General features: G+C 65.4%; 2 protein-coding genes. Both read right to left on the reverse strand.

The window, feature by feature from the left end; translation table 11 throughout:
• Nucleotides 1-27 precede the first annotated feature (27 nt).
• Nucleotides 28-2,508, reverse strand: a complete 2,481-nt coding sequence (locus JGU71_RS29515) for a tyrosine-type recombinase/integrase (protein ID WP_199708702.1) — start codon at nt 2,506-2,508, stop codon at nt 28-30.
• Entirely contained in the window at nt 2,505-3,761 is a 1,257-nt protein-coding gene (locus JGU71_RS29520) for a tyrosine-type recombinase/integrase (protein ID WP_307829997.1), read from the reverse strand. Before JGU71_RS29520 ends, JGU71_RS29515 begins: the two co-directional genes overlap by 4 nt.
• Nucleotides 3,762-3,842 lie beyond the last annotated feature (81 nt).

Consider the following 3,842-nt stretch of genomic DNA (forward strand, 5'->3'; position numbering starts at 1 on the left):
CAACGCCTGCTTCTCTGAACTTAATTCTCATGGGGCAGAGGACCTTCCGGAGATGGACCCGACGGAAGGCATGCCAAGTTCGGTCGCTGCCGTCTGTCGCCGAAGCGTGCCATCGATCTGGGCTAGTTTTTCCTTGACGCCGCTGTAGCTGACCCGCAGGCCCTCGACTTCACCGAGCCAGCCTTCGCGTTTCGCCTCGATGATGCGAGCTTCGAGGTTGTCGCGGATTTCTTCGAGCCTGGCCTGCTGCGCCGGATCCGGCCGCAGGAGTGAGCATCTCACGCAAGCATGCTCGTGAACGCAGGGTGAGCCGAACGCTCGAGCGCAGGTGCCGACCGAGACCTTCCTTTTCTCGAAGTGCGCGAGGAACGCGTCCCATTCCGCGTCGGTCGGGGTGCGGTATTCCTCGCTGGGCCTGGTGGCGCGTCGGCGGGCGACGAACGCCCGGTGCGCCTCGATCGTTTCGGCCGGATAGACGGCCTTGTAACCCATGGTCGTGTCGATGGTCTTGTGGCCGCAGATGACTTGCGCAATATGCGGTGGCAGACCGTTCATGATGGCGTCGGTGACGAAGATTCTCCGGAAATCGTGGGCCTGGAATATCAACGGGTTGCCGCTGGCATCGGTGAGCGCGGTCGCAGCGAGCGCGTTGATCAGCAGCTTGCGGATCGCCGACGGTGTGAACGCGCGGCGCTCGTTGCCGATGCCGCGCTGGAACAGCAGCGCCATCGGGGGATGCCAGATCTTCTCGCGAACGTCGTAGGACGCCACCGAGGGGATGGATCCATCGGGGCTTCGTAAGCGCTGGATGATGGCGCTGAGGATGTCGGCCAGTTCGGGGCTGACCAGCAGCATCCGTTCGGTGTCGGTCTTGGATGGGGCGATCTGCAGTAGCGGCACCAGTTCACCGGTTGTTGGCAGCCGGTATTCGGTGATGCTGTGGTGGGACAGTTCGAGCAGTTCCTCGCAGCGGATGCCGGTCAGCCGGAGCACTTCGATCGTGGCGAATGCCCAGAACGCCTCCTCCTCTTCGTAGGTCAGGTTTCGTCGTTTGCCGGTGGTGGTGTCCTCGGCCCAGACGAGTCGTCCGATTGCCTTGGGGGCGACTGCTTTTCGCAGCGTTGCGTTGGTGCCATCGATCATCGCCCGTGGTTCGGTCGCCTGCGCGGCGATCAGCAGGCGGGTGGCGGCGAGGCGCCGATCGTTGGCGGTGCGCACCAGCACGGGCAGGACGGGCAGTCGGTCGCGGGTGCGTTGGTCCATGCGGGCCTTGCGGTGTTTGCGTTCCTTGGCCATCTGGACTTCGGCATCGGCGATCGGGCAGGGCGCGACCCACGGACCCCAGCGGGCAGGGTCCTCGACGGCCCAGTGCGCGATGTCGAGGTAGAGCGCCCGGATTCGGATCAGTTCGTCCTTGGCGTTCAAACGCGGGGTCGACACCTCGACTCGCTCACCAGTGGCGTTGGTGGTGGTGCGTGTGATCGTGGCCAGCCCTTCTTTCCAGGCGCGGGCGATTTCGGGTGGAAGCTGCAGGGTGTCGATGCCGGGAGCGAGGGTCTCGATGCGGGCCCAGAACAGTCCGGCCAGCGTTCTCGATACGTTGTCCAGGCTGGCAAAGTCCAGCGAGGGCTGGCGTTCCCGCAGGTAGTCGACCAGCAGATTCCGAATTGGCCGGCACTGTATGCGATATCGGTCGACGAGTTGCTCGATGGTCAGCCTGCCGCCGGCCAATCCGAACGCACGGATGCTGTGCGGTGCGTCGTCGGGGAAGATGCCCAGGGCGCGCAACCGGAGATAAAAGTCGACCTTCTTCTGGCCGCCGCGGGTGTGAACCTGCCGCATGGTTTCGACCAACTCCACGCAGTCTCCGACGGCGATGTCGGCGATGGTACCGCCCTTGCAAGCCAGGATCGTGGCGATCCGGGTTGCCGCGATCTTGGCGTCAGCCGCAGAGCTGGCCGGTTCGGCGGCGGCCAACTCTTCCAGTCTTGCGAACCCGTTCGGATCCCTGACCTGGGTCATCACTGACGCCAGATATCGGTGGGTGCGCGTGAGCATCCACGGCAAGCTGGGGCGGATGACGTCGCCGCAGATCAGCATCAGCAATCCGGACGACAGATCCATCGAGTCGTAGGACGCAGCCTCGCCGTTTGCTGCCAACCACGCCATCGGCAGGTCGATCCATCTGGCTCCCGGACGTTCCTCGGCGCCGCTGGCCAGCCATCGGTCCTGCCACGTGTCACCTGGCGAAGACGACAACCAGCGGAGTAATTTGCTGACCCCGCGCCGTCGCCCCGCCCTGGTGGCAGACGCCGCGGCGACGAAGGGCGGTGCGGTCAGCCGATCCTGCGTCTGCTCGACCGATGCCGCGGTGTGTGCCCACCATTTCTCGAATGGTCGTGGCGGAAACTCGGTGCGCAGCTGCCGATTCCGCAATCGTTGCTCGGCGGCGACCGCGGTGACGGCGGGCAGCGGTTTGCGTGTGAGGTGTTTGACGACGGAGGTCACAGCGTCCTCCCGAACAGCACGCTCAGCGCCTGGGGGTCGTAGCCGGGTGCTGGTGGTGGAGGCACAGGATTGTACCGCTGTTCGGCGGTGCGGGCGTGATGGGCCAGGACTTCGGCGATCACCTCGTCCTTGTTCGGGGTCAGGTAGATCTCGGTGGTGGACAGGTGCGCGTGACCCATGACGAGCTGCACGTCGCTCAGCGTCAGCTGCGGGTCGCGCGCCATTCTCGCGGCCGCACTATGCCGCAGGTCGTGCAAAGTCCAGTCCGATCCGAGTGCGGCGTTGGCTCTCTCGAACATCCGGTGCGCCGCATGGTAATTCAACGGCCGCCGCGGTCGTCGCAGCGTCCACCACACCGGCTGCGTGCGTCCCCGCGGGATCTGCCCGCGCAGTTCCTCCTGATACAACCGCAGCCAGACGAACGCATCCGCCGATGCCGGCACCTGCTGCACCGCACGAGTTCCCTTGCGCACGACGGTGATCAGCTGTTGGCCCGGGTCGATGTCGCATTGCCGCACACCCAGCAGTTCCGACGCGCGCACCCCGGACGAGATCCAGAAAGCCACCAACGCCCGGTCCCGATTCGACGCCAGCGCGGCGAACAACTCGTTGAACCGCTGGTCGGGAATCGCCCGAGGAACCCGCTGCGGCACCTTCGGCCGGTAACGCCCCACCCGCTCGCGTGCCCACCCGTCCATCGGATTGCGATGCGCATGCGCTCGGCGCGACCGGCGGGACGGATCGAGCGGAAACGGGTTCAGAATCGGGCCGGACCCCTCGTCCCGGTGGAAATCGTAGAAGCTGCGCAACACCGTCTCGCTGTGAGCCACCGTGGCCGGCGCATAGCCGTTCCCCGCAGCGGTCTTGCCCGTGACCGGATTCGGTGCGCCTACAACGACATTCGCCCCTAAGGCACTGCCTCGTCCTCCAGACGTTCGGCGCTGCTTCACCGTCAGCTGGATCCAGCAACTGAAATCGCGGGCCTCCAGCCTGGTCGACCGATGCCAGGCGACATCCACCGCATGCAAGAACCGCCACCAGCGCAACAGGTCCATGCCGTAGGAACGCAATGTGGCCGCCGACCGTCCCGACGCCAGCAACTCCCGCAAAAACATCGCCACCGGCTCGACCAGCACGCCACCGGCGTCCAGCAGACGGTAAGGCTCTAAGCGGTCGCCGGTGGCTACAAGCCGACCGGTGCGGGACACGAGCAGGCTCGCCAGATCGCGGCCGTTCTCCTCCGATTCGATCACGTCGGCAAGCTACCGAAGCCGCCTTGAGCCATAGCCTTCCGACCTACCCCAAACCTGAAGTTAGTTCAGTCAATGGTGCCT

This window comes from Antrihabitans stalagmiti (genome assembly GCF_016482825.1).
In the GTDB taxonomy this organism is placed as follows: Bacteria; Actinomycetota; Actinomycetes; order Mycobacteriales; family Mycobacteriaceae; genus Antrihabitans; species Antrihabitans stalagmiti.